This is a genomic window from Campylobacter sp. S4:11, from assembly GCF_024723695.1.
Classification (GTDB): domain Bacteria; phylum Campylobacterota; class Campylobacteria; order Campylobacterales; family Campylobacteraceae; genus Campylobacter_D; species Campylobacter_D jejuni_C.
This window is the reverse complement of the sequence record NZ_JANQDC010000113.1, coordinates 1-351: the sequence shown is the minus strand read 5'-3', so window position 1 is coordinate 351 and position 351 is coordinate 1. Positions and strand designations below refer to the sequence as shown.

General features: G+C 25.1%; 1 pseudogene. It reads left to right on the top strand.

Going from position 1 to position 351, the window contains the following annotated elements:
* A pseudogene (locus CAMP5053_RS08460) lies at positions 1-351 on the top strand (hypothetical protein); the annotation flags it as partial.

Here is a 351-nt window from a genome sequence, read left to right as displayed (position 1 = left end):
CCAAACTAACACTAACACTAACACAAACAATGATAAAGCTAACACTAACTCTAGTATAAATGATAAAACAAACAATAATTCTAATGCAACTAATAATAGTTTTAATACTACCAAATTAAACAATCAAGTCAATACCAACAATAATACAAGCAATCCAAATAATCAAACAAGTAATAGTTCTAATAATAACTCTACTAACTCAAGTAATCAAACTAATACTACTACCACTAAACAAGTCATAACCAAATACAAATTTGTTATCACTAATGAAAACACTAGCTTTAAAAAGCTAGGTATTAAAGAAGAAGATTTACAATTACTTATTAGTGAGTTTAACACTAAAAAATTTAG